The sequence below is a fragment of the Muricoccus nepalensis genome, assembly GCF_006438825.1.
Taxonomy (GTDB): domain Bacteria; phylum Pseudomonadota; class Alphaproteobacteria; order Acetobacterales; family Acetobacteraceae; genus Roseomonas; species Roseomonas nepalensis.
This window is the reverse complement of sequence record NZ_RCZP01000109.1, coordinates 1-1,914: the sequence shown is the minus strand read 5'-3', so window position 1 is coordinate 1,914 and position 1,914 is coordinate 1. Positions and strand designations below refer to the sequence as shown.

Below are 1,914 nucleotides of genomic sequence, written 5' to 3'. Positions count from 1 at the left end.
ACTCTGGCGCGTGTTGCGGGCCGGCGCTGGGCCATCGAGGAATGCTTCGAGGTCGCCAAGCAGGAGGTCGGCCTGGCCGACTACGAGATCCGCTCGTGGCACGGATGGTACCGGCACATCACACTGGCCATGCTTGCTCTGGCCTTTCTCGCCGGCATGCGCGTGAGGCTCAACGCCGCCTCGCGGCAAAAAGGGGGACCAGCAAACCCCCTCTCCAGTCGACTTCAGCACCGGCGAGATCCGCCATCTCATCAGCGACCTCCGACGCGCCGCTGGCCTCGTGCTGGACCGCCTCTTCAAATGGTCCCTCTGGCGACGCCTACATCAGGCGATCGCCAGAACATGTCACTGGCGCCGCAGTCAGCGCGAGGCTCGCATGAAAGCTCAACTGTAGAATTAAGGGGGTCCACCATCAGGAGCTTCGTGACGATGACCTCATCCCTCCCAACAAAACCTTAGCCGTTTTCCGCCCTCCTGCCCGTCTCAGGCTTGCCCAGCGGACAGCGGGTTTTGCAACGAGGCGCGCAGCTGAGCTTACCGGATCCGCCCAAGTGTCATGGCCGTTTACCCTTTGGCAGGGTTCAGCCACTTCAATGATCGCGTGATACAGCGGAAATCGGCGATGTCTCTCTTGGCTTCCAGGCTTGACGCGGCGGCGGTAGACCTCGCCGCGAGCATGACCCGGATCTTCTTCACGCTCGACGGCGTGGAGCACGAGCTTGCCGTGCCGATCGTGGCAAACCGCTGGGAGCTCGTCGCGCGCGCGGTTGGCCTTCAGCGCGGGCGTGAAGCCAGAACAACGGATGCGCCGGCCTACGACACGGGAACCCGTAGCTGGTGTCTGCCGGTGGAGGTGCAGCGTCGCTGGCGGCGCCCCGAGGTCGTGTCCGTTGGGGTGCGCTGGTGAAGGATGGAGGCTGCGCCCGGACGGTCTGATGCGGCACTCGCCTACCGTGGCCGGCATTTCGTAAAGGTGCCACCTGAGCAGGGCTACCCGCCGTTGTGAGCCGTACCTGGGTAAAGACCTCCAGATCATGCTCGATGGGGTTAGGCGTTCCCCACGGTCACCCAACCATCACCGTTCGTCGCCCGCACGGCCGCAGCGAATAGCCGCAGCGCTTCCGGTCCGCCTTCGTCGAGCAGCACGCCCGCGTCCATCTCACCGGCTAGAAGCTCCGCGTGCTCCGCAAGAAGGGCTGCCGCCTTCTGCATGGCGCCCTGCGCGAGCAACAGTTGTACCTCGGGCGGCAGTTCCCGCCAGGAGCTGAGCTCGGCCGAGAGCGCGGAGTAAGACGTCGAAGAAACCGCCATGGAGGTGTCCCGATCAGAAGAGCCTTTCTGGCTAATGACGACCCGTGTGCGCCTGCATCAGACTATCGGCTCGCCGGCTTAACGACTGATCACCAGAGCCCCCAGTCGGCCAACACGAAGCTGTCAGGCAAAGTCAGGAGCTTCTCAAGCAGCACCCCAAGCGGACACGGCAGGTGTGTTGTGCTTGCCGTACATCACGCCTGACGATGCACAGCGAACGCCACCCCGAACTGTGCGTGCCCTCGTCAATCAGTCCTTAGCGGCGTCCTCCTTGGCTTGCGCCAGTGACAAGCCCCCACGAGGTGCGCCGGGTCGGATGTTAATGGCGCATGGGCAGGAGCTGGGCTGAGGCGTGGGCGGTTTGGCCGTGTGGTGGCCTGCCGAGGTGCGTTAGGACGACCTCTGGCGCGGGCGGGCGGTAGTGCAGCGAGGAGTGCGGGCGAACGGTGTTGTAGTGGCGGCGCCATTGCTCGATCAGGACCTTGGCCTCGGCGAGTGTGTTGAACACCTCGGCGTTCAGCAGTTCGTCGCGCAGCTTGCCGTTAAAGCTCTCCACGTAGCCGTTCTCCCAGGGGCTGCCCGGCTCGATGAACGCCGTCCTCG

3 protein-coding genes and 1 pseudogene are annotated in these 1,914 nt (G+C 64.5%); 2 read left to right on the top strand and 2 right to left on the bottom strand.

Annotated elements, in window-relative coordinates:
• Nucleotides 1-172, top strand: a pseudogene (locus tag EAH89_RS30735) (IS701 family transposase); the annotation flags it as partial.
• 384 nt (nucleotides 173-556) lie between these two features.
• Entirely contained in the window at nucleotides 557-907 is a 351-nt protein-coding gene (locus EAH89_RS30730; RefSeq protein ID WP_140887973.1) for a hypothetical protein, read from the top strand.
• 140 nt (nucleotides 908-1,047) lie between these two features.
• Here EAH89_RS30730 and EAH89_RS30725 read toward each other — a convergent pair whose 3' ends face one another.
• Together EAH89_RS30725 and EAH89_RS30720 are read right to left on the bottom strand one after the other, a co-directional pair.
• Nucleotides 1,048-1,311, bottom strand: a complete 264-nt coding sequence (locus EAH89_RS30725) for a hypothetical protein (RefSeq protein WP_241667285.1) — start codon at nucleotides 1,309-1,311, stop codon at nucleotides 1,048-1,050.
• A gap of 319 nt (nucleotides 1,312-1,630) precedes the next feature.
• Nucleotides 1,631-1,914 (bottom strand): integrase core domain-containing protein (locus EAH89_RS30720; RefSeq protein WP_241667263.1); only part of this gene is annotated, 284 nt, incomplete at its 5' end.

Excerpts from the sequence above, each read along its gene's own strand:
- EAH89_RS30725 (WP_241667285.1), bottom strand. The coding sequence starts at position 1,311 with ATGGCGGTTTCTTCGACGTCTTACTCCGCGCTCTCGGCCGAGCTCAGC.
- EAH89_RS30730 (WP_140887973.1), top strand. The coding sequence starts at position 557 with ATGGCCGTTTACCCTTTGGCAGGGTTCAGCCACTTCAATGATCGCGTG.